The organism is Winogradskyella ouciana (assembly GCF_965284585.1).
GTDB lineage: Bacteria > Bacteroidota > Bacteroidia > Flavobacteriales > Flavobacteriaceae > Winogradskyella > Winogradskyella ouciana.
Genome location: NZ_OZ260095.1, coordinates 1,361,292 through 1,388,274 on the forward strand (window position 1 = coordinate 1,361,292; position 26,983 = coordinate 1,388,274).

Sequence of the window (26,983 nt, forward strand, 5' to 3'; positions counted from 1 at the left end):
CGAAGTGTAAAGTAAAAAGTGTAAAGTGATAAAGTGTATTCTAAATAGAATTAATACCACGTCAAGAACCAAAGAAACAGGCTACAAGCTAAAAGTTCGCGGTATCGTACTGGCTTGTACTTTGTACTCCATACTTTGTACTTCATACTTACAAAGTCAAGTCAAAACCGAGGTTGATACCACCAAAATTCGAATAGGAGAACAAATCAACTATAAAATTAAGGTAGAAGCAGATTCTTCTGCATTGGTTGTGTTTCCAGAAGGTCAAACCTTTATGCCTTTAGAAGCAGTTGAAGCTTCCGAAATAGATACGACAAAGAAAAACGCCAATTTTTTACTATCTCGAATTTACAAGCTTACACAGTTCGATTCGGGTTCTTACACTATTCCGAGACAGAAAGTAATCATAGGAGATAAATCGTTTTTCACAGATTCTCTAAGAGTGGATGTCAATACTATTGAGGTAGATACCACTAAACAGAAACTATACGATATCAAACCCATTATCGAAGTTGAAAAGTCAGGTGGCAATTGGTGGAAATGGTTATTGGTAATTTTAGCAGCCATTGCATTAGTGGCATTTTTACTCTGGTGGTTTATCTGGAGGCAAAAGCCATTAACCGAAGAGGAAGAAATTGCCTTATTGCCTCCATACGATAGAGCTAAGCTAGCATTAAAAAAATTGGACGAGAGTCAGTATTTAATGCGTTCTGAAGTCAAGGAATATTATTCTCAACTGACTTTGGTCATTAGAAAATATCTTGACGAAAAAGTTTACCACCGTTCATTGGAAAGTACAACGGAAGAGTTAATATCGAGACTTCAATTATTGAAAGAAGGCAATCAATTCAACTTTTCAAAAGAGACATTAAACAATCTTGAAACCATTCTCAAACGTGCCGATTTAGTAAAATTTGCAAAGTCTGCACCAGATGCTGCGCTTATTGAAATGGATAGGGCTACTATTGAGAAGGAAATAGATAGTGTAAAGGCAGTATTGCCAGAACCAACAGAGGAAGAAAAGCTTTTAGATCAGCAATATAAAGAAGAACAAGAGCGCAAAAAGAAACGTAAAAAAGTAATTCTTACGGTTGTTATTTCTTTGTTCTTGCTCATCGCTACATTCGTTGGCTTCGGCATTAAATATGGTTTTGGTTATGTTAAGGATACCGTTATTGGTCACGAAAGTAAAGAACTATTAGAAGGTGAGTGGGTAGAAAGTGCTTATGGTTTTCCACCAATTTATATTGAAACACCAAAAGTGCTTAAACGACAGGAAACTGAACTTCCGGAAGGGTTTGAGGACAAAGCGGAAATAACAATGTTTGGTTACGGTAGTTTAATTGAGCGCTTCTACATAGTTACAGGGACTACTGTTTTAAATATTCCGAAGGGTCAGGGTGAAGATTCGGATCAGCAGAAAGCTATCAACTTAAATACTGTTGTTGAAGGAAGCTTGAGCAATTGGGAGCAAAAAGGTGTAAGAAACATTATTACAAAGAATGAACAGTTTATTACGCCAAATGCTGCGGAAGGTTTAAAGACTTTTGGTACAGCAGAATTCCCTGGTTTAAAACCTGGTACCTATGAAGGAGGTGAATATATTATCTTAAGTTTTACTTCGGAAAATGTTGTTCAACAAATTGTAATTGTATGGAGATCGGATGATAATTATGCAAGCGATATAGTAGACCGAATTGTAGATTCTATTGAGCTAAACCCAGATGAACCCGTTGAAGAAGAGGAAGAATAATGTTTGAGAATATAGAATTTTTAAATAAAGAACTATTTTGGTTTCTATTGCTTTTGCCAATAGCTATAGCTTGGTATGTATTTAAGCGAAATCAGCAAACAGCGGAGCTTAAGATATCAAGCATTAAGGGTTTTAAAACGTCGTCCTCGTTCTGGTCTAAATTTAGACATGTTTTAGTTGCTTTACGAATCATAGCCTTAGGACTTTTAATTACTGCTTTGGCAAGACCGAGAACAGTTGATGTTTCAACAAAGACTAAAACAACAAGAGGTATAGATATTGTAATGTCAATCGATGTATCTGCAAGTATGTTGGCTAAAGATTTACGACCAAATAGACTGGAAGCCTTAAAAGAAGTTGCTGCAGATTTTATAGATGGCAGACCAAACGATCGTATTGGTTTGGTAGAATATGCAGGCGAAGCATATACAAAAACACCTATCACTAGCGATAAATCAATAGTTCAACGCTCACTGAGAGATATTAAATATAATACTATTATTGAGGGTGGAACAGCCATTGGCATGGGCTTAGCAACTTCCGTCAATCGCTTAAAAGACAGCAGAGCAAAGAGCAAAGTCATCATTCTTTTAACCGATGGTGTCAACAACGGAGGGTTCATAGACCCAAAAATTGCTAGTGAGTTAGCTTTAGAGTATGGTATTAAGGTTTATACCATTGGACTGGGAACAAACGGTATGGCACTGTCACCTATGTCCATTAATCCCAATGGTACTTTTAGATACGGGAGACAGCAAGTTGAGATAGATGAGGAATTATTGAAAGAGATTGCAGAAGTTACAGGTGGAAAATATTTTAGAGCAACCAACAATAAAAAACTAGTTGAGATTTATAAAGAGATCAATAAGCTCGAAAAAACCGAAATAGAAGAAAAGAAGTATTACAACTATGAGGAAAAGTATAGACCTTTAGTCTTATTGGCTGGGTTATTGCTTTTGATAGAATTATTATTAAGAAACACAATATTTAGAAGCTTTGTTTAGACTAGACGAAAAAATATGGTTTTGGACATTACTGGTAATTCCGGTAATAATGCTCTTGTTTGTGTTATTGCAAATTTGGAGGCGCTCTGCACAAAAAAAGTTTGCGGATAGTAACTTATTAAGACGATTAAGTCCTAACCAATCTGTATTTAAGAGTGTTTTAAAAGTATTGGTACTTTGTGGAGCATTTACGTGTTTGTCCTTAGCATTGGTCAATCCAAAAATTGGTACAAAACTAGAAACCGTTAGAAGTCAAGGAGTGGATATCGTTTTTGCAGTAGATGTATCTAAAAGTATGCTGGCAGAAGATATTGCGCCGAACCGCTTAGAGAAATCAAAGCAATTGGTACGAGAGATTATAAATAGTTTGGCAAGTGATCGAGTTGGTATTATTGCCTATGCAGGTAAAGCCTTTCCGCAATTACCAATTACTACAGATTATGCATCAGCTAAAATGTTTTTGCAAAACATGAATACGGACATGCTATCATCTCAAGGTACAGCAATCCACGAGGCCATTCAATTAGCAAAGACGTATTATGATGATGAAGAACAAACCAATCGTATTCTAATCATTATTTCAGATGGCGAAGACCACGAAGGTGATGCTGCAGATATTGCAGAAGAAGCAAGTGAAGAAGGTATTAGGATTTTGACCATTGGTGTGGGAAGCACCAAAGGTGGCCCAATACCAATAAAAAGAAACAATATTATACTCAATTATAAGAAGGATAATAAAGGTGAAACTGTAATTACCCGTTTAGACGAAACCACTCTAAAAGAAATTGCTGAAGAAACCAACGGAGTCTATATTAATGGAAGCAATACAGCGGAAGTCGTTGAGGCAATTAAGGATGTATTGGATGAGACCGATAAAAAAGAATTTGAGTCTAAACAGATTGCAGATTTTAAAGATCAGTTTCAATGGTTTTTAGGTCTGGGAATCTTGTTATTGTTTATAGATATATTCTTTTTAGAACGAAAAACAGCTTGGCTTAAAAGGTTAAACCTGTTTAATGAGAACTTTTAGACTTTCTTTAACTGTAAGTCATGGCATGGTTTGCTAACTTTAAAAATATTATTAAGCATAAAAAATGAGTAAGATGAAATTACACATATTGACTATAGCATTATTGGTGTGCTTTTCAAGCTTTGCTCAAGAAGGCGATAAAGCACGGTTAAAAGCAGAAAAGAATGCAACTAACCTCGTTTACAAGGCTAATGAGTTGCTCGAAGAAGAAAATTATATTGAAGCAGAAATGGAATATAGAAGAGCCATTTCTAAAGCGCCAAATAAAGCAGTTGGTGCATATAACTTAGCCAATTCCTATTACAAGAAAGGTAATTATGGCGAGGCACTGTTTAGAACTGAGGAAGCTGCAAAAAATGCTACTACTAAAGAAGAAAAGCATAGAGCCTTTCATAATTTAGGCAATATATTGATGCAAAAAGAGATGTGTAAAGAAGCCGTTGAAGCTTTTAAAAACGCTTTGCGAAATAATCCAACAGATGAGGAAACGCGATACAACTTTGCTTTAGCAAAAGAATGTGCCGAGCAGCAACAAGACGGTGGAGGAGAAGACAACAAGAAAGACGAAGATAAAGAGGAGGAAAAGGACAAAGAAAACGAAGAAAAGAAGCAAGACGATAAAAAAGAAGACCAAGACAAAAAGGACGAAGGCGATAAAGACAAAAAAGACGGAGATAAAGAAGAAGACGAAAACGGAAAGCCTAAAGACGATAAAAAAGATGGTAAAGGAGATGATGAAAAGAATAAAGATCAAAAACCGAAGCCAAAACCAGGACAGATGTCTCCTCAACAGATAAAGAATATTTTGGAGGCGATGCAAAATCAAGAGCAAAAAGTTCAGGAAAAAATAAATGCAGAAAAACAAAAAGGAGCCAAAGTAAGAACTGAAAAAGATTGGTAATATCGTAAGTAGTTGCAGTCTCAGTTTTTAATATACTGTAAGGTTTTAATGAAATTCACAATACACATATCAATATTATTTTTCTTACTAACTTCAAGTTTAGTATCAGCCCAGGTAAAATTCGAAGCTAAAGTCAGTAAGAAAAAGCTTGGAGTTAATGAGCGTTTGCGTATTGATTTTGAAATGAACAAAGACGGTGACAATTTTGTGCCGCCCAGCTTTGAAAATTTTACCGTTGTTGGTGGCCCTAATACGTCTGTGAGCAACACATGGGTCAACGGAAAGCGTTCTTACACCAAAACTTACAGTTACTTCTTAGCACCAAACAAACGTGGTAACTTCACCATTAAACAGGCCACTATAGAAATTGAAGGCGAAATCTATAAAACGTTTCCTGTAACCATAAATGTTACGGCTGCTGTAGATCGGCCAAATGGTCCACCTGATGCTTCAGATGTGGCCTCAGAGAATATTCATTTAGTAGCAGAAGTATCTAAGACCAATCCTTACCTTAATGAAGGGTTCACGGTAGTATACAAGCTCTATGTGTCCCCAGAAACAGGAGTTAGTAATTGGCGCGAAAAAGATAATCCAAGATATAACGATTTCTGGAGTCAGAATATAGAAATTAAGGGATTGAATATTCAGAAAGGTCTATACAAAGGAGAAGAATATCGTTATGTAGTGTTAAGGAAAACGGTGTTATATCCTCAAAAAACAGGCAAACTGAAGTTAGAGCCTTTAGTGTTGGATATTACTGTTGAAGTACCTTCTGGTAGAGCTGACATTTTTGGGCGTCAAATCATGACCAAAGTTCCAAAAACGGTTACTGCTGGCAGCAGAACCATAGATGTTAGACCATTACCGGAAGAAGGAAAACCTTCAGACTTTAAAGGAGCTGTGGGAGACTTTCAGTTTAGTGTTACGACTTCAAAAACTGAACTTAATGCTACGGAATCACTACAAGCTAAAATTGAGGTTTCTGGTAAAGGGAATTTAAAACTATTTGAACTGCCTAAGTTAACCACACCTAGTTCACTTGAGGTTTATGAACCAGAGCACAATGAAAATGTGAACACCAACCTCAGTGGTATGCGTGGACGTATTTCAGACACTTATACCATTGTACCACAATATAGAGGAAAGTATCCTATTCCTTCTATTTCATTTTCTTATTTCGATTTAAATACCGAAAGTTATAAGCGCATCACATCAGATGAGATTGTTATTGATGTTTTAGAAGGCCCAATGGCATCTAATACTAATGGAAATTCGACTGTATCTAATACCAAACAGAATGTAGTACCAAACACTAATACTTTTGCATTTATAAAAACATCATCTAATTGGTCTAGTATAAAAAGCGAACCATTTTTTAAATCCACTACATTTTGGACCTTGTTATTAGTGCCTTTTTTATTGATTCCACTAGCAATTGTTATCAGAAAAAATAAAGATAAACGAGATGCAGATGTACAGGGCAACCGTATTAGAAAAGCAGATCGCTTGGCAAGAAAATACTTGAGTGAAGCTAAGAAAAACCTAGGGCAGAAAGAGACGTTTTATGAGTCTTTAGAAAGAGCACTTCATAATTACTTAAAGGCAAAATTGAATATTGAAACCAGTGATTTCAATAAAGAAAAAATAGAAAGTTTACTCACGGCACGAAATGTAGAAAGTAGCATAGTTTCAGACTTTATTTCAATATTGGAAAGCTGTGAACTTGCAAGATACACTCCAATTACACAAGTGACTATGCAGAATGATTATGATAAGGCGGCAAAGACCATTTCATTAATTGATAAACAATTAAGATAGTATGAGAGCAATTTTATGTCTTTTGGTTTGTTGTTTTAGTTGGTTAGGATTGTCTCAAAATGATCAACGTTTTGAAGATGCAAATGCTTTATATAACCAAGGGAAATATGCTGAAGCTATTGATAAATATGAAGCTATTTTAGATACAGGACAACACTCTGCTGAGCTATATTACAACTTGGGCAATGCAAATTATAAGTTAAATAACATTGCGCCAAGTGTGTATTACTTTGAAAAAGCATTGTTGCTCAACCCAAATGATGAGGACATAATAAATAACTTGGCTTATGCCAAGAAAATGACAGTTGATGCCATAGATAAAGTGCCGCAAGTTGGCTTTTCTAGAATTATAAATAATGTGGTCAATACATTCAAGGCAGATACATGGGCAAAAGTGGCGATAACAGGAGTGTTGCTGTTTGTCTTACTATTCTTAATGTATCACTTTTCTTATACAACTTCAAAGAAGCGCATAGCCTTTGTGATAAGTATTTTAGGGCTATTGTTGGCTTGCTTTTCTATTGGCATGGCATTTCAAAAGCAAAGTTTAGATAAAAAAGATAATCCCGCAATTGTATTCGCTCAAGAAAGTAGAGTAAAAGCCGAGGCTAATAAAAGCTCAGAGGAAGTGTTTAGATTGCATGAAGGCACTAAGGTACAAGTCTTGGAAGCCTATGAAGATTGGCGCAAAATTCAACTCTCAGATAATTCCGTGGGCTGGATTCCAGAAGAGGACATCAAACTGTTAAAGACTTTTTAAATATTATTTAACAAACCTATAATTTTCAATTATTATATTTGCGCTTCTATGTTTGAAAAGTTAAGATACAGGACATCAATATTCTTCACCATTATCTTTATGGCGTTGATATCAGCACCAACTGTTATTCTGTCGATAGACGATTCAACAGATGTCTCAATTTTTTACAGCATAACCGAAGAAGAAGAAAGCGAAAAGCTCAAAATTGTAGTAGAGGATATTTCTCCAGATAATGAAGGATTATTTTTAAATGAAAACCAGTCTAAAATAGATGGCTATACCTACAAAACATACGCTAAGCCGCACCTAAACTTAATTTCTCCACCTCCAGAATTCATTTTATAAATTTTATCGTTTTAGGACAGTCCTACTGTTCTTAACTAACTAATTAAATGTTAAAAATTAGCTTTTGAGAAGCATCTCATTGGCAAAAAATGAATTTATATATGTTTAAAACATTAAAAAATGACATACCAGCGAGTATTGTCGTATTCTTTGTTGCTCTACCCTTATGTTTGGGTATTGCATTGGCCAGTGGTGCGCCGTTATTTTCAGGATTAATTGCCGGAATTGTTGGTGGTATCATAGTCGGATTCTTAAGTGGATCGCAAATTGGCGTTAGTGGTCCTGCTGCTGGTTTGGCAGCTATTGTATTAACGGCAATTACTGCCCTTGGTGGTTGGGAAAATTTCCTAGTTGCTGTAGTATTGGGTGGCGTAATACAGATACTTTTTGGAGTTTTGCGATTTGGTATTATTGCTTATTACTTCCCGTCTTCTGTAATTAAAGGAATGCTTACGGGAATCGGAATCATAATTATTCTTAAACAGATTCCGTATTTCTTTGGGATTGATAAAAACGCCGAAGGAAACTTTGCGTTTTTAAAGTTAGAAGGAAAAAATGCCCTTACTGAGTTATTGAATAGCCTGAACGCCTTATTTAGTGGAAACTTTGATAACGGAGCTACGATAATAGCACTCATTGCAATGGCAATATTATTGCTGTGGAGTAATGTGTTGAGCAATAAGGGGAAGTTCTTTCAACTTGTACAAGGACCTTTGGTAGCAGTTGTAGCTGGTATTGTATATTTCCTGCTTACAAGAGATTCAAGTTTAGGATTGAGTGGAGACAACTTGGTGTCTGTGCCAGTACCAGAGAGTTTTTCTGACTTGAAGGCACAACTTGCTTTTCCAAATTTTAGTGTCATAACAAGGACAGATGTTATAGTTGCAGGATTTACCATTGCTTTGGTGGCATCTCTTGAAACCTTATTGTGTGTGGAAGCAACCGATAAGTTAGACCCTCAAAAAAGAGTAACACCTACCAACCGTGAATTGTTAGCGCAAGGTACAGGTAATATTGTATCTGGATTAATAGGAGGTTTACCAATTACGCAGGTAATTGTTCGTAGTTCTGCTAATATTCAATCGGGTGGACGCTCAAAAGCAAGTGCTATTATTCATGGATTTTTACTGTTGATTTCAGTAATGACCATTCCTCATATACTCAATTATATTCCACTTTCAGTATTAGCTGCAGTTCTATTCATTGTAGGCTATAAATTGGCAAAGCCAAAATTATTTAAGCAGATGTATGAACTTGGCTGGAAACAATTCATTCCATTTACAGTTACTGTGGCAGGAATAGTGTTCACGGATTTATTAACGGGAATTGGTATGGGACTAGCTGTTGGTATTGTTGTTATTTTAATTAAGAGTTACCAGAATTCGCACTTCCTTCATATTGAAGATAAGAGCAACGGAAAGCACAAAATTAAAATGACTTTAGCAGAAGAAGTAACTTTCTTTAACAAAGGAGCGATTCTCAAAGAACTAGACAGTTTACCAAGAGACACTTACTTAGAATTAGATGTAAGAGATACAAGATACCTGGATAATGACATTATAGAGATCCTCGATGATTTTGCCTTTAAAGCTAAGGAGCGAAACATTGACATAAAGCTAATTTCCGAAAGAGGTGCGGTGGAAAACCCAGATAGCTTTATTGAATTTTTTAGACTTAGACCTAAAGCAAGTTAAATCATGGAAAATAAAAAATATAAAATAGTAGTACTTTCAGATTTAAAAAGTACTACGGTTTCGTTAATAAAGAATACCGTCGGATTAGCCAAAATGATAAATGGCGACATTGAACTTTTTCACGTAAAAAAGCCAACTGAGATTGTTAAAAGAGAAAGTCAACTTTCCGCAGTAAGGGATATTAATGAACAATCCCTTAATACACATAATCAGTTAAAAAATCTATTGGAACCAATTGCTAAGGATTATGATATTAAGTTGAGTTATAAATATGCCATCGGTAATGTTAAAGGTGAAATAGAAAGCTATATCAAAGAAAGCTCTCCTGATATTATAGTTTTAGGAAAAAGAAAGCCAAGTGCAATTCGTATCGTTGGTGACAACTTAGCGGATTTTGTTCTCAAAAAATTTGAAGGTCCGGTTTTGATAACGTCAAACGATGATTTGTTAGCGTCAAACAAAATGCTGTCAATGGGTATATTGAATGACTTTGGAAAATCCTTAAATACTAGTTTGACAGAAAACCTTATCAGTAACACAAAAGAACCATTGAAGAAATTCAAAATAGAGGGACTTGCTGAAAGTGAGAAAGCTTCGGACTTGTACCAAAACAGAAAAATTGTTGAGTACGTGTTCAACGATGGTTCAAGAACAATTGAAACGATTTCGGATTATGTCTTCAAAAGCAATATAAACTTATTGTGTTTGGATCGTAATTACAAAGGAAGCCTTACAAAAAAGGCTATCAATAAGGTGAACGTTTCTTTGTTGGTGACCTAGAAAGCTAGAAATCTTTTCTAAAAGAATGTGAGATCATAATTTCACATTATTTAAAATTTAAGTTAACTTAGAAAAGTTAAAAATCAATATATGAAGAACTTATTTAGCAACATCAAAGGAGATGCATTTGGTGGGATTACAGCAGGAATTGTAGCATTACCACTAGCATTGGCCTTTGGAGTATCCTCTGGCTTAGGCCCTAGCGCAGGATTATATGGAGCTATTTTTATAAGTTTCTTCGCGGCACTTTTCGGAGGAACCAACACACAGATATCTGGCCCTACGGCACCAATGACAGCCGTTAGTATGGTAGTCATTGCAGGTATTGTTGCGGCAAATGATGGCGATGTCAATAAAGCATTGCCAGCAATTTTGACCGTGTTTTTACTTGCTGGATTAATGCAAATCGGCCTTGGTGCCATTGGGTTGGGAAAATACATTAGGTATATTCCTTATCCTGTGGTTTCAGGTTTTATGACCGCTATTGGTGTGATAATATTGGTGACTCAAATTCTGCCGGCAGTAGGATATTATCCTAAGGAAGATATTGATTTGGTCACTCAATTTAAACCACAAGCAGAGGAAATCATTTTAGAAAACATCCTAAAAGAGGAAGCTGGGGAAGGCATTCTTGTATTAGAGGATTTTGAAGAGACGATTAAGCGTGCCCAACTGACAACTCAAGATGATATAGCTAAAGAGTCGCAGACATTGGCAAAATCTGCAAGTTCTGGAGTTTTAGGAACATTTAAAGTACTGCCTAGAGCTTTAAAAAATATAAACTGGTTAGAGCTTATATTGGCCTTAGCCACTATATTTATTGTATATGGCTTTAAGCGCATAACTACCAAAGTACCGAGTGCTTTAGTGGCGTTGATCGTAGTTTCTGGCATAGCGTATGGTTTTGGGATGGACTATAGACCAATTGAGGAAATCCCAACAGGATTACCGGTCCCTAATCTGGAGATTTTCACAAATTTTAGCTTGGGATCGATTACACCTTACATTTTTACGGCTCTAACTTTAGCATTGTTAGGAGCAATAGATTCGCTATTAACAAGTGTCGTTGCAGATAATATGACTAAAACTAAACACGAACCCAACAAAGAATTAGTTGGTCAGGGTATTGGTAATAGTATAGGTGCATTATTTGGAGGAATACCAGGTGCTGGCGCTACGATTCGTACTGTTGTAAATATAAATTCTGGTGGTAAAACCAGGCTGTCAGGTATGATTGCAGGTGTTTTATTACTGATTATATTATTGGCACTCGGACCTGTAGCTTCAAAAATTCCGGCAGCAGTGTTAGCTGGTATTTTAATTACTGTAGGTATTGGTGTTATGGATTATAAAGGTCTTAGAGCTATACCGTCGTTGCCAAAAGATATTAAACTAGGTCCTTTTAAACTCAGTTCTGAAGTTTTAATTATGCTAGTTGTATTAGTGCTATCAACAGTTTGGAACTTAGTATATGCCGTTGGTATAGGGTTGGTCATTGCATCATTAATGTTCATGAAAAAAATAGGAGATTTAACAGCAGAACGCTCAGATGTAAAATCTTTAAAAGAAGAAGCGTGGCAAGATGAAACAGGCTTTCCTGCGAGCTTAAAGGAAGAGGTGTTTGTTAAACACATTAAAGGACCATTGTTCTTTGGTTCCACAAGTGATTTTCAGGCCTTGGCATTACAAATTCCTATTACGGCAAAAACTGTTATTATGCGATTAGATCGAATGCAATATATGGATCAGTCTGGATTGTATGCTATGGAAGACATGTTACAAGATCTGAAACAGAAAAATATTCAGGTTTTATTTGTGGGATTATTGGAACAGCCAAGGTACATGATGGAACGGATCGGTATTATACCAGACTTTATACCAAACGAACACATCTTTAAAAGCTTTAAAAAGTGCATAGCTTGGGTAAAAGAAAATGTAGAAGACAAATATTAATTATAAAATTAAAACAAAAAATAAAAATGAAAAATACAGCAATAACTAAAGACGTACAAAGTAGATTAACCCCAAATAGTGTATTAAAAGATTTACTTAATGGTAACGAACGTTTTGTAAATGGTAATCTTGAAGGTGCAGATAATGCTGCATTAGTACAACAAACTACTGGTGGGCAATTCCCAAAAGCAGTGGTTTTATCTTGTATCGATTCGCGCGTGCCAGTAGAAACCGTATTGGACCAAGCCATTGGTGATATTTTTGTTGCAAGGGTTGCAGGTAACTTTGAGAACACGGATATTTTAGGAAGTTTAGAGTATTCTTGTAAAGTCGCTGGAAGTAAATTGGTCTTGGTATTGGGTCATGAAGCTTGTGGTGCGGTAAAAGCAGCTTGTGATGGTGTAGAGCTAGGAAATATCACACACCTTCTAAGCAACATAGCGCCAGCAGTTAAAAAATCTGCTGATGAAGTTGAAGGTGAAGCAAACTCTTCTAATGCAGAATTTGTAGCCAAAACTGTAGAAAACAACGTAAAACTGACTATAGATAGAATCCGTGAAAAAAGTCCAATTTTGAAAGAGATGGAAGATAAAGGAGAGATTGCTATTGTCGGTGCAGTTTACAGCTTACAGACCGGTAAAGTAGAAATGATATAAATTGTTAATCTGAGGAAAAACTAAGATTCTCAACATAAATTAACTAAAAAGCCATTCAAACGAGTGGCTTTTTTTATGCGTCACTTTCTGTGGTTCCTTCCTCTTCTAATTCGCTTTTTATAATATTTGGAAATAACATTGGAGCCAGAGATTTAACAGGTTCGTAGAGAACACTTTCCTCCAGATCCTCTTCTTCCATAAAAGGTAATGTGTTGTTTAGTTTGTTGAATACAATCAATAATACACTAAGAATCAAACCGATTTTAAGAGCTCCAAAAACACCTCCTAAGAGTTTGTTGAGAATACCTAAAGCTGCAAAATCCGCAAGTTTCGTTAAAGCCTTGCCAGCCAAACTGATGGCTAAAACAATAATGACAAAAGTGATGGCAAATGCTACAATATTGATGGTTTTTTCATTCCAATCGACCTTAGAGTCTAATAAGTCGGCAGCAAAATAACTGAAGTGAATAGCACCATAAATGCCGAGTACTAATGCCAATAACGAAGCAATTTCAACAAAAAGGCCTTTAAAGAGCCCTCTTATAAACCCAAAAAGGAGAAGGGCAGCTAGGATAATATCAATAATACTCATAGTTAGTAGCGGTTTAGGCAAAAGTACACGAAATTTCGCCAATTTATAGTAATAACGTAAATCATGAGGTTTTAGTTTATTAACTTTGAACCTTGAATTTTAGAACTTTAAATAGGTAATGGCAAGGGACGAACAACTTAAAGAACGATGGGACTTAGTGGTAGAAAAGCTTTCTAACCAGTTTGCGGATGGTGATACCTTAGATTTAGATTCAATTATCTATTTAATAGGCGTACAAGAGCTTGGGCAGATTCATCGAGACTATAAAAAAGATCATAAGTTAGACTTAATGCATATCGCTATTTGTAAGCTTTTAGAACCTTATGGGTTTTACGAATTCGATTATGTAGATGATGAAGGTTGGCCACATTATAAAGTAAAAGAGCAATTACCCTTTTTAAAGGCTGGTGAGCAAAGTGTATTAATGAAAGAAGCGATTGTGAACTATTTTGTAGAAACCGAATATATCGATTAGCTTAGACTGCGCTGAGCTACCAATACTAACAAAAAAAACTTAAATTTGCCGTCTGAAAAAGAAAGGTACTGAATAAATTCAGCATAAAATGATAGACAAGCTAAAAGAACTCATTGCAGAAGCCGAAGCATTTACAGCCCAATCCAAGGATGAGGTTGAACAGTTTCGTATCAAATATTTAGGCTCAAAAGGATTATTGAAGCAATATTTTGCTGAGTTTAAGAATGTGGCAAATGAGCAGAAGAAAGAGTTTGGGCAAACGATCAACCAGCTTAAGAAAACGGCTGAAGATAAGGTCAACACTTTAAAGGAAGAGCTTGAAAGCAAAGAAGAGGATAAAGGGATCTATGGCGACTTGTCTAGACCAGGCGAACCGATTGCTATTGGTGCTCGTCATCCGATTTCGATTGTAAAAAACCAAATTATAGATATCTTTTCACGTATTGGTTTTAACGTGAGTGATGGTCCAGAGATTGAAGACGACTGGCATAATTTCACGGCATTGAATTTACCAGAATACCATCCAGCACGCGATATGCAGGACACTTTCTTTATTCAGACTGATCCAGATATTTTATTGCGCACGCATACCAGTTCCGTGCAAGTGCGTTATATGGAAAACAATAAACCACCAATCCGTACTATTTCACCAGGTAGAGTTTATCGTAATGAGGCAATTTCTGCACGTTCACATTGCTTTTTTCATCAAGTGGAAGGTCTTTATATTGATAAAGATGTAAGCTTCGCGGATTTAAAGCAAACGTTACAATACTTTACTACTGAGATGTTCGGGAAATCTAAGATTAGATTGCGTCCATCCTACTTTCCATTTACTGAGCCAAGTGCCGAGGTGGATGTATATTGGGGACTTGAAACCGAAACCGATTACAAAATCACTAAAGGTACAGGCTGGTTAGAGATTATGGGCTGCGGAATGGTAGATCCTAATGTTCTAGAGAATTGTGGTATTGACTCAAAAGAATACTCTGGTTTTGCTTTTGGTATGGGTATCGATCGTATCGCGATGTTACTCAACCAAATTAGTGACATACGTTTATTAAGCGAAAATGATGTTCGGTTTTTAGAGCAGTTTAAGTCAGCTCTATAATGTCATTCCTTCGAAGGCAGGAATCCCATTATTAATTGCAATGGCTAAAATTATTATTATTCTGAACTTGTTTCAGGATCTCATAAACTTTAAATTGAGCTTTATTCCAAATGGTTAGCTCCCTCAACTGCAAAAACCGATTTTCTAAATTCAGAAGGTTCTTTTTCGTTTAATAGTTTTAAAGTACCTTTTTCTTTAATGAGTTCAGAAAAGTAAGCTTCTCTTTTATCATATTGTGCTTTATCGGAATAAGTGGTGATTAACACTAAATGAAACGGTGTTTCATCGCTGTATGTGGTTTTAAGAAATTGAAATGAATGAATATAACCTTTTTCAATAGCTTTTATTCTTAGTTGTTTCCAGTTGCTTTTAAAGTAGTAAATGGCCTCTTCTGAATTGTCATTTAAAATTTCTACGGTTTCAATGGTCGTGATTTTTTCATTGCTTTGCCCATAGCTTAAACAGCAAAAGAGAAGTATTGCAAAAAGGAATTTTAGTTTCATGATTTTTAGTTTTTGATGAAGCGTTTCTAATTTAAGGATTTTGCTTTTTATACTTTTGCTTTTAAATTATAATTAACAATTAAAAGTCTTCCCTTTGGGAAGATCTGTCTGCCGATAGGCAGGTTTAGACGACTATGAAAAAAGACATAAAAATCCCAGAGGTAAAAGACGTTCACGTGGCCATTGTGCAAGAAGAACACCTAGAATATAAAACCCAAGATTGGAATGCCTATATCATTAACAATAGTGATGCGGATTTAGATACAGTTCTAATTGTGTCGCAAGGTAAATCAGAGAGTAAAATGACACCTCCTATGCGTCATACGATTTCAAAATTACCAGCTAGAAGTTATGCTAAAATTGAGTACCTACAAGAGAAAGTATTAGAACTCAACAACTCATTTAAAGTGACTTTCTTTAAAGGCAACCAAATGTTTGATAAAACCTACCTCTTTAGAAAAAACACCATTAATGAAAAAGCTTTGCAGAATCTACCTTTGATGCAGTTGAAAGGTGTTTTGGTGAAATAATAAAATTATTCACCTATATCCTCGTTCCATAATTCGGGTTTATTATTTATAAAGGTGTTCATCATGTCGATACATTCTTTGTTATTCAAAATATGTACTTCTACACCTCTAGATTTTAATAAATCCTCTTCACCAAGAAATGTTTTGTTTTCTCCAATAATCACTTTGGGAATTCCATATAAAAGAATGGTGCCAGAACACATAGAACAAGGTGACAGCGTGGTATATAATACACACTCTTTGTAAACGGAAGCTTTTTGTCGGCCTGCATTCTCTAAAGCATCCATTTCGCCATGTAAAACCACACTACCTTTTTGAACTCTTTTATTGTGACCTCTACCAATAATTTTATTATTATGAACAATGACAGAACCTATTGGTATACCACCTTCTTGCAATCCGATTTTTGCCTCTTCAATAGCGACCTTTAAAAATACATCATGATTCATAGTTAACTTATCTAATCCAATTTCTCGGTCAATTTCTTAAAGACCTTCTTAGGATTTTTGTTTTCGTAGAGAATCCCGTAAACTGCATTGATAATTGGGAGTTTCGTCTTTTTGGCATTCTTCTCATTTAATAAGTAGGCGCTTTTTGCGGCATAGAATCCTTCGGCAACCATATTCATTTCCATTTGGGCAGATTTCACCGTGTATCCTTTTCCAATCATATTGCCAAACATGCGGTTTCTCGAAAACACAGAATAACCCGTTACCAACAAATCCCCCAAATAAGCCGAGTTATTGATGTTGCGTTTCATCTTGTGCATCTTCTTTATAAAACGCTTCATTTCTCTTATGGCATTGCTCATCAGTACACTCTGAAAATTATCACCATAACCCAAGCCGTGAGCTATTCCTGCAGCGATAGCATAGATGTTCTTTAGCATTACAGCATATTCCACACCAATAATATCATCACTGGTTTTGGTTTTAATATAATCACTTGCTAAATTATTGGCAATGGCCTGCGCTGTAACAGGATCTGCACAAGAAATAGTAAGGTAAGACAAACGCTCTAGTGCAACCTCTTCAGCATGGCAAGGACCAGCAATAACCGCAATGTTCTCAAACGGAATTTTGTAAATATCGTGGAAATGCTCACCAACTAATAGTCCAGATTCAGGAATAATACCTTTTACGGCCGAAACCACTATTTTTTCACCGATATCTGTGGTAAGTTTTTCTAATTCAGAATGCATAAAAGCAGAAGGAATCACAAAGATGAGCACATCTGCCCAATCTGCAATTTCGTTAATATCGTTACTTAGCTTCAGTTGTTCAGTATGAAATTCAACAGAGCTTAAATAACTAGGGTTATGCTGTTCTTTCAACAAATGTTCTTTGGTGTATACGCTACGCATGTACCAACCAACTTCATCTAGGTTTTCGCAAAGCATTTTTACAATAGCAGTGGCCCAACTTCCTGCTCCAAAGACAGCATATTTTTTGGTGTCGCTCATAGGATATGATATCGTTTAAGTCTTTCAAAAATAAGGAATCTTTTATGGAATGGCTAATGTAATTACACGCTTTAAATAAAGGCGTTAGCGCTTGTTTGAGATTCTGAAACAAGTTCAGGATGACAAATTTCTTAAATCTTGGCACACGTTTTGAAATGCATTAGATAATAACCCTAAAAACCGTTGAATTATGAAGACATTGAAATTACTCTTAGGATTTGCGCTTAGTGCAACATTGTTTACCTCTTGTTACACAGAGGAAGTACATATAAATGATAATGGCCCAACAATTTCGTTGAATCAGCTATTACAATCTTACGATTTGTGGTATGTAGATATCAATGCTACTCAAGGTTTTGGTGAAACACCGTTTATGGAAATTGCATTCACTATGTCGTTTAGTAACGGTCGTGTGTATGCCAATAATAATTTGGTTGGTATCGGTAGCCAAGGTGGAGGATATGGAGTACAGATAGGAAACTATGATGCTTATGACATGATACTGGATATAGACCATGTTATTGATGGATTTAACAGTTTTGATGTGTACCAAATAGACAGCAACACTATAGAATTGTACAACCCATTTAATGATACGTCTTACTTTTTAGATGGTTATCAGCAATCTAATTTCGATTACGATTTTGTGTTCTATGATAACATTCATTATTTCTTGCAAGAGTATGAGGCTTGGGAAAAAGTTTATACCAGTGAGTATGGTGCTATAAATGAGTTTGACAACGAAAACTACTTACAGTTTTTATCTGGTGGAAACGACTCTACATTTAGAAGTTCTCAAGATGCCAATGTGAACAACCCTAATAATATTTATTGGGATTATACAGGAGTTTACGGTGTAGGAGATGTAACAGGAAATATGTACCTAAAAACTTTAACGTTAGATTATGATTTCTTTGACAATGAATTCTTTGAACTCAGCGTTATAGATGATGGAACAATAGAGTTGTACCATGCAGACTCAGGAACGGCTTACGAGTTTGAAGGTAGAGGATACATAGCTTACTATAGAAGTTCTGATACGCAAGGTCGTGTGACCAAGGATGAAAACAAGCTGAAGAAACGTAAACAAAAAACACCTAAGGTAGATAACCCTAGGGAAAATACTCGAAGCTAAATTTTGGTTGGTTATTTAGTTTCAAAACGCTCAGTTAAAGCACTTGCTTTACTGGGCGTTTTTCTTATTGAGTAAAAAAAGAATGCAATATTTTCTCTGCTGATTTTCCTTGAATATTAAAGTTTAAATCATCAATTTCATCACCAATCTTATAATCTGTTCTAAGTTGCCAAATATGAGCACCGGCAAACCAATCTTCATTCCAAATAGTATTAAGAAAAGATTCATAACAATTGGCTTGAGTTTTACTCGAGTATTCCACACCATCTTCAATAGCGTTTTCAATCCATTTCCATGGCTCAATACCAGCATCTGAAGTACTTTTATAACCGATCTCAGTAAATATTACCTTTCTCTCATTTTTACGACTTAGGTTGTCTAATTTAGGAATGATTTTTTCCCATCCCAGATTTAACTCTTCAGTAGAAGGGAAAAGTTTATCCGTTAACGGAAAATATGCCTGCACACCGATAAAATCTAAATCTTGCCAAAAAGTAATGTGTTCATAGGATTGATTCCAATTAGCTGCATAGGTGAGTTTTCCTGAGAAAATCTTTCTAAGATCTTTAATTAATGTTTTCCAGAATAGAGGTTTTTCAACGGCTAATCTTGAAAATTCTGTACCAATACAAAACATATCAGCTTGGCCCAATTCGGCTATCTTGGCATATCTGAAAATAAAATCACGATAACTGATTTTCCATAATTCCCAATTGTTTTGGTTTGACGGATAAATATCTGATCGCCATTTTCCATTCAAAGTTTTATCTATCCATACGTGTGGTTTTATAAATACTTTATAACCTTTAGATTTAATAAGTTTTATACGGTTTAATAATTCTAAATTACCGCTTTTAATATTAGTACTATCGGAATTATGATGAGTGACCTTTGTACTTTTATAGTTATCCTGAAAACCCCACGGAACGAGAGTAATATAGTTGAAGTTTGTATTTCTTAGGACTTGTATCCTCGTAGAATCTAGACTACCCATCAAATGTGCTCCTTTTTGTTTAATAAAAGAAGCCTGAATTGAGTTTTTTAGTTTTGATTCTGAATTACTATCAAATTTAGACGGACTTGTCCTCAGGTAAATTAATACACATATAGCAATTAGTATTAAAATTGAAAATATATTTAGAATAATAATACGACCTTTCCCTTTCATCTATTAGGTATAAAACAATGAAAGATAATCATTTAAATTTAGGTATTTCTAAAGGTCTTTGAGCAACACTTCTAAATTCTCAAAAGCATAAGGTTTGGCCATTATGATCTTAGAGCTGCTTAATAAAAAGTACATTGGTGTCGCGGCAATACCGTAAGTTTTAACAATCGGGTTTTCCCACTTGCCTAAACCAATGGTATGTGTAAAGTTTGGATATTTTTTTATTTCTTCTGTCCACTTGGTAGGTTCTTCTTCCAACCCAAAAGCAACAACTTTTAAGTTCGGTTTATTGGCAACAAGTTCTTTTACTTTTGGCAATTCATTTAAACAATGTCCACAACCACTACTCCAAAAAATAAGCAAGTAGTAGTCTGAGCCTTCCAAATCGTGTAGAGTTGTAGTGTTTTGGGTTGAAGCAATCTCAAAATTTGGTGCTTTGGTACCAATTGAGGTGTTTTTATAAGATGTAATGGTTTCTGCTAAAACTCTGTTTTCAGATTTATTTGCCAATTCCAATAGATAATTATCACTGATATAGTTAGCTAATTCATGATTTTCTAGAGTCACAAAACGTTGCCATAAAATTTCGATAAGGCTGGTTTTTATCTTCAAGTTATCATCACTAATGGTATTGCCAACATCATCAACCAATTGTTTATACGTAGTGTTACTTGGATTTTCCACCAGGTTAAATACATAACCAGTAACACGATCTACCAAGAACGAAGAACTTTGCAGTAAATAGTTACTGAAATCTATCTGACTCAAAAAATGTTGTTTCAGGTTGCTTGAATAGGTAGAGATGTCTTCATATTGCTTTGGGATATACGGTCTGTTTGCTATAATAAAAGCAGATACAAGTTTGCCATTTGCAGATTCTTCGTATGCCAATTGAGTGTCCTTTACAACCTTGAAAATTGAGTTAAACCCTTCTTTGTCCGTCTTGCCTTTAGAATAGAAATTACTAATGGTTTGGTTGACCATAGCCATACTGTTTAGGTAGGAATTCCAGAGTTTGTTTTCTTCTGATTTGGTAAACTCCACGCCATTATCATAGCTAAAGTTAAACGCAACAGTTTCCTTACCATCGTAAATAAAATCGAAGTTATTTTCTTCTGGCGGAATGGCATAAACTATCTTGTAAATACCTGGTGCGACAGTAGAATCTAAAGGTATTTCAAAATTACCAATACTATCTAATTTTCCTCTATTGATATAATTAGCACCTTCTGGTGTAGCTTGGTATAAATAGGCAAAAGAAAAATCTTCAGCAGGAGAAAATGTGCCTTTTACACTTTGGCTAAATGCTAGAAGAGGTAATATAAAAAGTAAGAGTGTGAATTTTTTCATTTCAATAGTGGGTTTTGTCTCCTTATTTTCTTCAATAATTAAGCCATTATTTGTTTTTAGACCTTATACTTTCAATGACTACAGTGGCTAAAATCAAAGCACCTCCAACAAATGTATGTATTGTTGGTATTTCATTCAAGAAAAAAAATGCAATTATAATCCCAAAGACAGGTTGCGTACTAGAAATGATACTCGCTGTACTGGCCTTAAAATATTTAAGGCTATTTACAAATAACGTATGACCGATAGCTGTGGTTAGCAGTGCCAACAAAATAACATAAGGGTATTGTGTTTTGATATTGCTGGTATCCATATAATATAAAGTGGGAATTAGAATTATGCTCAGCAATGCTACTTGATAAAACATAAGCATGGTACCATTATATTGCTTTACATGTTTTTTAAGAATCAATATGCGAATTGAATAGCATACAGCTGATAACAAACCAAAAAGCACTCCTTGTAAGTGAGTGTTTTCTAAATCAAATTCAGGTGCCAAAATAAAAACGCCTAAAAGCACTAAAAGACCAAGAACAATATGAATCGGGTCGAATTTTACTTTTGAAAATAATGGCTCTAAAATTGCCGTAATTACAGGAAATGTAAAAAGTGATAGCATCCCAATAGCAACATTAGACAGTTTTAAAGCATAGAAATAGGTAATCCAATGTGCTCCCATAAAAACAGCAGCGAGAATGAATGTCCAACGGTCTTTATGACCGTATATTTTTAAGTTTATTTTTTTGTAAAGACAGAATATAAACAGAAAAACTGCAGCTAAAGCAGAGCGCCACCAAATTATCACTGGTGTTGGCATATCTATGAATTTGCCCAAAGCACCAGAAGTACTGATTAATATCGTGGCTATGGTGAGCCATAGTAAATGATTTAAATGACTCTTATCATTCATTTATTTTAGAAAGTGCATCCAATGCTTGCTTAGTGGATTTTATGTTTTCAAACGTAATGAGTAATCGCAGGCCATTTCGGGTTTGTTTCTCTTTCATCTTACATGTGCCTGCGTTCATTTGTACAAATTGTAGTACTTTGGTAAAAGCATCACTTTGATAGAACTTACTTTGCTGATCTTGAATAAAGTAACCAATCATCTTCCCTTTTTTCATCACCAGTTTTTCAATACCCATTTTTGTGGCTATCCATTTCAATCGCACACTATCAAATAAATCCTCGACTTGTGTTGGCAATTCGCCAAAACGATCAATAATATCGCTTTCAAATTTATCGAGATCTTCTTCAGACTTAATATCGTTGAGTTTTGTATAAAGATTTAATCGTTCAGTAATATTGTTAACGTAATCGTCTGGGAACAACAGTTCAAAATCCGTGTCTATGGTAATATCCTTAACGTATTGTTTTGGCTTACCATCGTCTTTGTATAGGTCTGCAAATTCAGATTCTTTTAATTCTTCAATGGCTTCATTTAGGATTTTTTGATACGTATCAAAACCGATATCATTGATAAAACCACTTTGTTCACCACCCAATAAATCTCCTGCTCCTCTAATTTCTAAATCTTTCATCGCAATATTGAAACCGCTACCCAATTCGGTAAATTGTTCTAATGCTGTGATGCGTTTGCGAGCATCATTTGTCATAGCAGAATACTCTGGCGTGATGAAATAACAAAAGGCTTTTTTGTTGCTACGACCAACACGACCACGCATTTGATGCAAATCACTGAGTCCAAAATTATTGGCGTTATTGATAAAAATGGTATTGGCATTTGGTACATCCAATCCGCTTTCAACGATTGTGGTGCTCACCAACACATCAAATTCACCATTCATAAAGGCAAGCATTAGGTGTTCTAACTTTTTACCATCGAGTTGCCCATGACCAATACCGATCTTTGCATCAGGCACCAAACGCTGAATCATTCCAGCAACTTCCTTTATATTCTCGATTCGGTTATGAATAAAAAATACTTGTCCGCCACGTTGAATTTCATAACTAACAGCATCTCTAATTGTTTCTTCATTAAAACGAATGACATGACTTTCAATTGGGTAGCGATTGGGAGGCGGAGTCGTAATGACGGATAAATCTCTTGCTGCCATTAAACTAAATTGTAGCGTTCTCGGAATTGGAGTAGCGGTCAAGGTCAATACATCCACATTTTCTTTAATGGTCTTGAGTTTTTCCTTTACGGCAACACCAAATTTTTGTTCTTCATCAACAATCAGAAGTCCTAAATCTTTAAACTTCACATTTTTATTTGCGAGTTGATGCGTGCCAATGATGATGTCAACGCTTCCTTTTTCAAGACCTTCTAAAGTTTCGCGTTTTTCCTTGGCGGTTCTGAAACGATTGACATAATCTACCGTCACGGGAAAATCCTTTAAACGCTCGGTAAATGTTCTGTAGTGTTGATAAGCCAAAATGGTCGTGGGCACCAAAACCGCAACTTGTTTTCCGTTATCCACAGCTTTAAAGGCCGCTCTTATAGCAACTTCGGTTTTACCGAAACCAACATCACCACAGACCAAGCGATCCATTGGTCGCTCACTTTCCATATCGGCTTTTATATCTGCAGTAGATGTAATTTGATCTGGAGTATCTTCATAAACAAAAGAGGCTTCAAGCTCATGTTGCATATAACTATCTGGCGCATATTGAAAGCCTTTTTTTAGCTTTCGTTTAGCATAGAGTTTAATAAGATTGAATGCAATTTCCTTAACACGAGACTTCGTCTTTTGTTTAAGGTTTTTCCAAGCCTTGCTTCCTAGCTTATATACTTTAGGTGGCTTGCCATCCTTACCATTAAACTTCGTGATTTTATGTAAGGAATGAATACTCAAATATAGCACATCGCGCTCTCCATAAACCAATTTTATGGCTTCTTGTTTTTTGCCTTCAACATCTATTTTTTGGAGACCACCAAATCTTCCAATACCATGGTCTATGTGTGTAACATAATCTCCAATTTCAAGATTAGTGAGTTCCTTTAGAGTAATAGCCTGCTTCTTAGCGTAGCCATTTTTTAAATGGAATTTATGATAACGATCAAAAATTTGATGATCGGTATAAACGGCAATTTTATGTTCTTCATCAATAAAACCTTGATACAACGAAAGAACTACGGTTTTGTAATGAACATCTTCCTCAACATCATCAAAGATATCGTGGAATCGCTTAGCTTGTTGCTCGCTCACGCAAGCAATGTAATTGGTAATGCCCTTGTTGTGATTTTCATTGAGGTCGTCAATCAACAAATTAAATTGCTTGTTGAATGCTGGTTGTGGTTTGGTGTTGTATTGAATTATACTGTCATTGCGAGCCTGCCTGTCGGCAGACAGGGAACTTTTTTGTGACGTGGCAATCTCTTTGTTAGTGACAGATTGCTTTACTTCGTTCGCAATGACGTTTGTAAAAAAAGCCGAAGTACCAAACTCAACCAAATTATAATCCAAAAACTGTCGTTTCAATAAATTTGAATTACAAAACAGTTCCTTTGGCGATGCATGTTTGACCTCAGATGATAGACTTTTAAAAGCTTCTTCTGCTTTGGTAAAAAACTCATCAATTCTTGAAAATATCAATGATGAATTCTTCGTAAAAACCACGGTTTTATTGGAAATGTATTTCAGAAAACTTTCACGTTGCTCTGCAATTTGCTTATTGGCAACGTTTGGGATAATACTGACTTTTTTGATGCGTTCCGTGGACAACTGCGTTTCAACATCAAAAGTTCTTATACTATCCACTTCATCACCAAAAAATTCAATACGGTAAGGTTCGTCGTGAGAAAATGAAAACACATCAATGATACCTCCACGTACAGAAAACTCACCAGGTTCGGTTACAAAATCTACACGTTTAAATTTGTATTCAAACAAGACTTCGTTCACAAAATCGATACTCAATTCATTCCCAACGGAAATTTTAAGGGTATTTTTTTCGAGTTCTTTTTTCGTGACGACTTTTTCGAATAAAGCATCAGGATATGTCACAATAATGCAAGGCTTTTTTCGTGAATTGATTCGGTTAAGAACTTCTGCACGTAATAGCACGTTGGCATTATTGGTTTCTTCAATTTGATACGGTCTTCTATAACTCCCAGGATAAAAAAGCACATCCTTGTCATTGATGAGTTGCTCTAAATCGTTGAGGTAGTAAGCGGCTTCTTCCTTATCATCAAAGACCAGCAGAAAAGGTTTTTCAGCAGTTTTAAATGCTTCGGAAACCACTATTGACAATGATGAACCAACAAGGCCTTTTAAGTGGGTATTTTGGTCAGTTTGGGCAATAGCGGTCTGCAGATTTTGCAGTTGCAAAGTCTGTAAATAGGTTTGGGTAATCTGTGTTTTACTCAAGTTCCTTTAATTGAGGTGCAAATATAAAATTTTTGAAGCTTTGTTTATGGTAAAAACTATGAATAGATTTATATTTGCTTAGTTAATAGTAACAAGACTTAAAACCATATATATGTCATTTTCAGATTTATTCGATAGCGGATTTAAAAAGCGTAATGAAGACCACTTTGCCTCAATAGTTAGAGTAGCAATGAGCGATGGTATCATTACAGATACCGAAAAAGCATTTTTAGACCGTTTAGCTGTGCGCTTAGATGTTACAGAGAGCGAATACAAGCAAATATTAAAAGATTATAAAAGTCATCCTATAAATCCACCTACGTCTTACGATGTGCGTTTAGAGCGTCTGTATGATTTAGCACGTATGGTATGGGCTGATGATATTGAAGGCCCTAACCAGCATTGGTTATTGGAAAAATTATGTATTGGTTTAGGATTTAATTCTGCTAATGTAAAATACATCGCTGACAAAGCATTGGTATTGGCTCACGATAAAGTAGATTTGGATACATTTATAGATGGTATCAAATCCATGAATGAGTAATGTAATATTTCAATAAAAAATAAAGCGAACAGAGATGTTCGCTTTTTTTATTCAGCATTGCGCATAAATTCTTCAGCTTTTCCCACCATGTTTTTACTACCACAGATAAAAGGTACACGCTCATGAAGCTCAGTTGGTTCAATGTCCATAATACGTGTAAAGCCATCACTGGCTTTACCATTGGCTTGTTCAGCTAAGAATGCCATAGGATTACACTCATAGAGCAATCTCAATTTTCCTTTAGCATTCAATGAACTTTTAGGATACATGTATATGCCTCCTTTAATCATATTTCTGTGAAAATCAGACACTAACGATCCTATGTAACGTGAGGTGTATGGTCTGTCACCTTCTTCCATTTGGCAGTATTTTATATAATCTTTAATGCCTTTAGGAAAATGAATATAATTCCCTTCATTAACGGAATAGATTCTGCCATCTTCAGGGAATTCCATATCAGGATGAGATAAATAAAATGTTCCTATGGCTGGGTTTAAAGTAAAGCCGTTAACACCATGGCCTGTTGTATAAACCAACATTGTCGATGTTCCATAAACCACATAACCTGCAGCAACTTGCTGATTTCCTTTTTGTAAAAAATCGTCAATGGTTACAGGCGTTCCAACAGGTGTTACACGTCTGAAAATTGAAAAAATAGTGCCGACGGAAACATTTACGTCGATATTAGAAGATCCATCCAAGGGATCAATCAACACCACATATTTGTTCTGGTTGTTCTCATCCTGGCTGTTAATTGCAATAAAATCATCTTCTTCTTCACTGGCAATACCACAAACAATGTTTCGTTTGGTCATCGTCTGTATAAACTTATCATTGGCGTAAACGTCTAATTTTTGTTGGTCCTCGCCTTGTATATTGGTATCACCTGCATTTCCAATGATATCTACCAAGCCAGCTTTGTTTACTTCGTGGTTGACGACTTTTGCAGCTAAACGAATGGAATTTATTAATCTAGAAAGTTCACCAGAGGTATATTTAAAAGACGCTTGATTTTCTATGATAAATTCACCTAAGGTTTGGTTTAATTTGGAATTGGCCATGAAGCATTTTATTGATTAGATGGGACA

The 26,983-nt window shown here is 35.5% G+C and carries 25 protein-coding genes; 16 read left to right on the plus strand and 9 right to left on the minus strand.

Features of this window, described 5'->3' with window-relative positions; genetic code table 11:
* Nucleotides 1-49: 49 nt before the first annotated feature.
* From ACQ65V_RS06020 to ACQ65V_RS06070, 11 genes are all read left to right on the plus strand, one after another.
* The gene (locus tag ACQ65V_RS06020) at nucleotides 50-1,753 is read left to right on the plus strand and encodes a hypothetical protein (protein ID WP_430468620.1); all 1,704 of its coding nucleotides are present in this window, start codon (nucleotides 50-52) and stop codon (nucleotides 1,751-1,753) included.
* Nucleotides 1,753-2,757 (plus strand): vWA domain-containing protein, encoded by a 1,005-nt coding sequence (locus ACQ65V_RS06025; RefSeq protein WP_430467254.1) that lies wholly within the window; start codon nucleotides 1,753-1,755, stop codon nucleotides 2,755-2,757. Before ACQ65V_RS06020 ends, ACQ65V_RS06025 begins: the two co-directional genes overlap by 1 nt.
* Nucleotides 2,750-3,787 carry a vWA domain-containing protein gene (locus ACQ65V_RS06030; RefSeq protein WP_430467255.1) on the plus strand — a complete coding sequence of 346 codons (1,038 nt, stop codon included), beginning with the start codon at nucleotides 2,750-2,752 and terminating at the stop codon, nucleotides 3,785-3,787. Before ACQ65V_RS06025 ends, ACQ65V_RS06030 begins: the two co-directional genes overlap by 8 nt.
* A gap of 73 nt (nucleotides 3,788-3,860) precedes the next feature.
* Nucleotides 3,861-4,688: a tetratricopeptide repeat protein gene (locus tag ACQ65V_RS06035; protein ID WP_430467256.1), complete on the plus strand. Its 828-nt coding sequence runs from the start codon at nucleotides 3,861-3,863 to the stop codon at nucleotides 4,686-4,688.
* A gap of 48 nt (nucleotides 4,689-4,736) precedes the next feature.
* A complete protein-coding gene (locus tag ACQ65V_RS06040) occupies nucleotides 4,737-6,506 on the plus strand; it encodes a BatD family protein (RefSeq protein ID WP_430467257.1) in 1,770 nt (589 codons plus the stop codon).
* Between the two features lies 1 nt (nucleotide 6,507).
* Nucleotides 6,508-7,266: a tetratricopeptide repeat protein gene (locus ACQ65V_RS06045; protein WP_430467258.1), complete on the plus strand. Its 759-nt coding sequence runs from the start codon at nucleotides 6,508-6,510 to the stop codon at nucleotides 7,264-7,266.
* A gap of 99 nt (nucleotides 7,267-7,365) precedes the next feature.
* Nucleotides 7,366-7,611, plus strand: coding sequence for a hypothetical protein (locus ACQ65V_RS06050; protein ID WP_430467259.1), 246 nt, complete (start codon nucleotides 7,366-7,368; stop codon nucleotides 7,609-7,611).
* Nucleotides 7,612-7,712: 101 nt separating this feature from the next.
* Nucleotides 7,713-9,305 carry a SulP family inorganic anion transporter gene (locus ACQ65V_RS06055; RefSeq protein ID WP_430467260.1) on the plus strand — a complete coding sequence of 531 codons (1,593 nt, stop codon included), beginning with the start codon at nucleotides 7,713-7,715 and terminating at the stop codon, nucleotides 9,303-9,305.
* A 3-nt stretch (nucleotides 9,306-9,308) separates the two neighbouring features.
* On the plus strand, nucleotides 9,309-10,085 hold the full coding sequence (locus ACQ65V_RS06060) for a universal stress protein (RefSeq protein ID WP_430467261.1): 777 nt from the start codon (nucleotides 9,309-9,311) through the stop codon (nucleotides 10,083-10,085).
* Nucleotides 10,086-10,175: 90 nt separating this feature from the next.
* A complete protein-coding gene (locus tag ACQ65V_RS06065) occupies nucleotides 10,176-12,038 on the plus strand; it encodes a SulP family inorganic anion transporter (RefSeq protein WP_430467262.1) in 1,863 nt (620 codons plus the stop codon).
* Nucleotides 12,039-12,064: 26 nt separating this feature from the next.
* A complete protein-coding gene (locus tag ACQ65V_RS06070) occupies nucleotides 12,065-12,694 on the plus strand; it encodes a carbonic anhydrase family protein (RefSeq protein ID WP_412559430.1) in 630 nt (209 codons plus the stop codon).
* A gap of 73 nt (nucleotides 12,695-12,767) precedes the next feature.
* On the opposite strand, the gene ACQ65V_RS06075 is transcribed toward ACQ65V_RS06070, so the two are convergent.
* Nucleotides 12,768-13,286, minus strand: a complete 519-nt coding sequence (locus ACQ65V_RS06075; RefSeq protein WP_430467263.1) for a CvpA family protein — start codon at nucleotides 13,284-13,286, stop codon at nucleotides 12,768-12,770.
* A gap of 118 nt (nucleotides 13,287-13,404) precedes the next feature.
* On the opposite strand from ACQ65V_RS06075, the gene ACQ65V_RS06080 reads away from it, so the two are divergent.
* Both ACQ65V_RS06080 and pheS read left to right on the plus strand, forming a co-directional pair.
* On the plus strand, nucleotides 13,405-13,761 hold the full coding sequence (locus ACQ65V_RS06080; RefSeq protein WP_155088926.1) for a hypothetical protein: 357 nt from the start codon (nucleotides 13,405-13,407) through the stop codon (nucleotides 13,759-13,761).
* Between the two features lie 88 nt (nucleotides 13,762-13,849).
* Nucleotides 13,850-14,869: a phenylalanine--tRNA ligase subunit alpha gene (gene pheS, locus ACQ65V_RS06085; protein ID WP_430467264.1), complete on the plus strand. Its 1,020-nt coding sequence runs from the start codon at nucleotides 13,850-13,852 to the stop codon at nucleotides 14,867-14,869.
* Between the two features lie 101 nt (nucleotides 14,870-14,970).
* Here pheS and ACQ65V_RS06090 read toward each other — a convergent pair whose 3' ends face one another.
* Nucleotides 14,971-15,372 carry a hypothetical protein gene (locus tag ACQ65V_RS06090; RefSeq protein WP_430467265.1) on the minus strand — a complete coding sequence of 134 codons (402 nt, stop codon included), beginning with the start codon at nucleotides 15,370-15,372 and terminating at the stop codon, nucleotides 14,971-14,973.
* A 134-nt stretch (nucleotides 15,373-15,506) separates the two neighbouring features.
* Here ACQ65V_RS06090 and ACQ65V_RS06095 point away from each other — a divergent pair, with 134 nt between their 5' ends.
* Complete coding sequence (locus ACQ65V_RS06095) at nucleotides 15,507-15,902, plus strand: hypothetical protein (protein WP_273289256.1); 396 nt, start codon at nucleotides 15,507-15,509, stop codon at nucleotides 15,900-15,902.
* Nucleotides 15,903-15,907: 5 nt separating this feature from the next.
* Here the strand turns inward: ACQ65V_RS06095 and ACQ65V_RS06100 are convergent, their stop codons facing one another.
* Nucleotides 15,908-16,351: a nucleoside deaminase gene (locus ACQ65V_RS06100; RefSeq protein WP_430467266.1), complete on the minus strand. Its 444-nt coding sequence runs from the start codon at nucleotides 16,349-16,351 to the stop codon at nucleotides 15,908-15,910.
* Between the two features lie 11 nt (nucleotides 16,352-16,362).
* Nucleotides 16,363-17,364 (minus strand): NAD(P)H-dependent glycerol-3-phosphate dehydrogenase, encoded by a 1,002-nt coding sequence (locus tag ACQ65V_RS06105; RefSeq protein ID WP_155088916.1) that lies wholly within the window; start codon nucleotides 17,362-17,364, stop codon nucleotides 16,363-16,365.
* Between the two features lie 190 nt (nucleotides 17,365-17,554).
* Here ACQ65V_RS06105 and ACQ65V_RS06110 point away from each other — a divergent pair, with 190 nt between their 5' ends.
* On the plus strand, nucleotides 17,555-18,499 hold the full coding sequence (locus tag ACQ65V_RS06110) for a nicotinic acid mononucleotide adenyltransferase (RefSeq protein WP_430467267.1): 945 nt from the start codon (nucleotides 17,555-17,557) through the stop codon (nucleotides 18,497-18,499).
* A 64-nt stretch (nucleotides 18,500-18,563) separates the two neighbouring features.
* On the opposite strand, the gene ACQ65V_RS06115 is transcribed toward ACQ65V_RS06110, so the two are convergent.
* From ACQ65V_RS06115 to mfd, 4 genes are all read right to left on the minus strand, one after another.
* Nucleotides 18,564-19,493 carry a glycoside hydrolase family 113 gene (locus tag ACQ65V_RS06115; RefSeq protein ID WP_430467268.1) on the minus strand — a complete coding sequence of 310 codons (930 nt, stop codon included), beginning with the start codon at nucleotides 19,491-19,493 and terminating at the stop codon, nucleotides 18,564-18,566.
* 222 nt (nucleotides 19,494-19,715) lie between these two features.
* A complete protein-coding gene (locus tag ACQ65V_RS06120; protein WP_430467269.1) occupies nucleotides 19,716-21,017 on the minus strand; it encodes a TlpA family protein disulfide reductase in 1,302 nt (433 codons plus the stop codon).
* A gap of 46 nt (nucleotides 21,018-21,063) precedes the next feature.
* The gene (locus ACQ65V_RS06125; RefSeq protein WP_430467270.1) at nucleotides 21,064-21,927 is read right to left on the minus strand and encodes a DMT family transporter; all 864 of its coding nucleotides are present in this window, start codon (nucleotides 21,925-21,927) and stop codon (nucleotides 21,064-21,066) included.
* Nucleotides 21,920-25,351 carry a transcription-repair coupling factor gene (gene mfd, locus ACQ65V_RS06130; protein WP_430467271.1) on the minus strand — a complete coding sequence of 1,144 codons (3,432 nt, stop codon included), beginning with the start codon at nucleotides 25,349-25,351 and terminating at the stop codon, nucleotides 21,920-21,922. The genes ACQ65V_RS06125 and mfd overlap by 8 nt, the downstream gene beginning before the upstream one ends.
* Before the next feature lie 112 nt (nucleotides 25,352-25,463).
* Here mfd and ACQ65V_RS06135 point away from each other — a divergent pair, with 112 nt between their 5' ends.
* Nucleotides 25,464-25,895: a TerB family tellurite resistance protein gene (locus ACQ65V_RS06135; protein WP_155088907.1), complete on the plus strand. Its 432-nt coding sequence runs from the start codon at nucleotides 25,464-25,466 to the stop codon at nucleotides 25,893-25,895.
* A gap of 47 nt (nucleotides 25,896-25,942) precedes the next feature.
* Here ACQ65V_RS06135 and fbp read toward each other — a convergent pair whose 3' ends face one another.
* Nucleotides 25,943-26,956: a class 1 fructose-bisphosphatase gene (gene fbp, locus ACQ65V_RS06140; protein ID WP_430467272.1), complete on the minus strand. Its 1,014-nt coding sequence runs from the start codon at nucleotides 26,954-26,956 to the stop codon at nucleotides 25,943-25,945.
* Nucleotides 26,957-26,983 lie beyond the last annotated feature (27 nt).

What these genes read in the sequence shown, in the direction of transcription:
- ACQ65V_RS06025 (WP_430467254.1), top strand. Translation starts at nt 1,753, where the DNA reads ATGTTTGAGAATATAGAATTTTTAAATAAAGAACTATTTTGGTTTCTA.
- ACQ65V_RS06035 (WP_430467256.1), top strand. Translation starts at nt 3,861, where the DNA reads ATGAAATTACACATATTGACTATAGCATTATTGGTGTGCTTTTCAAGC.
- ACQ65V_RS06040 (WP_430467257.1), top strand. Translation starts at nt 4,737, where the DNA reads ATGAAATTCACAATACACATATCAATATTATTTTTCTTACTAACTTCA.
- ACQ65V_RS06045 (WP_430467258.1), top strand. Translation starts at nt 6,508, where the DNA reads ATGAGAGCAATTTTATGTCTTTTGGTTTGTTGTTTTAGTTGGTTAGGA.
- ACQ65V_RS06050 (WP_430467259.1), top strand. Translation starts at nt 7,366, where the DNA reads ATGGCGTTGATATCAGCACCAACTGTTATTCTGTCGATAGACGATTCA.
- ACQ65V_RS06055 (WP_430467260.1), top strand. Translation starts at nt 7,713, where the DNA reads ATGTTTAAAACATTAAAAAATGACATACCAGCGAGTATTGTCGTATTC.
- ACQ65V_RS06060 (WP_430467261.1), top strand. Translation starts at nt 9,309, where the DNA reads ATGGAAAATAAAAAATATAAAATAGTAGTACTTTCAGATTTAAAAAGT.
- ACQ65V_RS06065 (WP_430467262.1), top strand. Translation starts at nt 10,176, where the DNA reads ATGAAGAACTTATTTAGCAACATCAAAGGAGATGCATTTGGTGGGATT.
- ACQ65V_RS06070 (WP_412559430.1), top strand. Translation starts at nt 12,065, where the DNA reads ATGAAAAATACAGCAATAACTAAAGACGTACAAAGTAGATTAACCCCA.
- ACQ65V_RS06075 (WP_430467263.1), bottom strand. Translation starts at nt 13,286, where the DNA reads ATGAGTATTATTGATATTATCCTAGCTGCCCTTCTCCTTTTTGGGTTT.
- ACQ65V_RS06080 (WP_155088926.1), top strand. Translation starts at nt 13,405, where the DNA reads ATGGCAAGGGACGAACAACTTAAAGAACGATGGGACTTAGTGGTAGAA.
- pheS (WP_430467264.1), top strand. Translation starts at nt 13,850, where the DNA reads ATGATAGACAAGCTAAAAGAACTCATTGCAGAAGCCGAAGCATTTACA.
- ACQ65V_RS06090 (WP_430467265.1), bottom strand. Translation starts at nt 15,372, where the DNA reads ATGAAACTAAAATTCCTTTTTGCAATACTTCTCTTTTGCTGTTTAAGC.
- ACQ65V_RS06095 (WP_273289256.1), top strand. Translation starts at nt 15,507, where the DNA reads ATGAAAAAAGACATAAAAATCCCAGAGGTAAAAGACGTTCACGTGGCC.
- ACQ65V_RS06100 (WP_430467266.1), bottom strand. Translation starts at nt 16,351, where the DNA reads ATGAATCATGATGTATTTTTAAAGGTCGCTATTGAAGAGGCAAAAATC.
- ACQ65V_RS06105 (WP_155088916.1), bottom strand. Translation starts at nt 17,364, where the DNA reads ATGAGCGACACCAAAAAATATGCTGTCTTTGGAGCAGGAAGTTGGGCC.
- ACQ65V_RS06110 (WP_430467267.1), top strand. Translation starts at nt 17,555, where the DNA reads ATGAAGACATTGAAATTACTCTTAGGATTTGCGCTTAGTGCAACATTG.
- ACQ65V_RS06115 (WP_430467268.1), bottom strand. Translation starts at nt 19,493, where the DNA reads ATGGGTAGTCTAGATTCTACGAGGATACAAGTCCTAAGAAATACAAAC.
- ACQ65V_RS06120 (WP_430467269.1), bottom strand. Translation starts at nt 21,017, where the DNA reads ATGAAAAAATTCACACTCTTACTTTTTATATTACCTCTTCTAGCATTT.
- ACQ65V_RS06125 (WP_430467270.1), bottom strand. Translation starts at nt 21,927, where the DNA reads ATGAATGATAAGAGTCATTTAAATCATTTACTATGGCTCACCATAGCC.
- ACQ65V_RS06135 (WP_155088907.1), top strand. Translation starts at nt 25,464, where the DNA reads ATGTCATTTTCAGATTTATTCGATAGCGGATTTAAAAAGCGTAATGAA.
- fbp (WP_430467272.1), bottom strand. Translation starts at nt 26,956, where the DNA reads ATGGCCAATTCCAAATTAAACCAAACCTTAGGTGAATTTATCATAGAA.